Annotated in this window: 1 protein-coding gene; it reads right to left on the minus strand. The window is 38.7% G+C overall.

Annotation, left to right across the window (positions count from 1 at the left end; translation table 11 throughout):
* A partial coding sequence (locus AAEY93_RS21075) for an acyl carrier protein phosphodiesterase (protein WP_351079699.1) occupies nt 1–238 on the minus strand: 238 nt, incomplete at both ends.

The following is a 238-nucleotide window of genomic DNA, read 5'->3' on the forward strand; positions in this document are numbered from 1 at the left end:
GGTAAATATGCTGCCGGAGTCTTACGACTATAAAGCCTGCTATAGGCCATTAACTGTGGATAAAAGGTTCTAAATGCAATCTCGATATCAATATAAATCTTATCGATATCTTTAATGGCATGGTCAAAAAGTTCTGGTTTTGATAAACGACGACTGACGCCTTTAATCGCTTGATCTAATCCTTGCCTTGTTTGGTAACTACTAAGCCAATCTTGCTGGATAATTTGTGGCGCAATGG

Source organism: Shewanella sp. CAL98-MNA-CIBAN-0140 (assembly GCF_040309905.1).
GTDB classification, from domain to species: domain Bacteria; phylum Pseudomonadota; class Gammaproteobacteria; order Enterobacterales; family Shewanellaceae; genus Shewanella; species Shewanella psychromarinicola.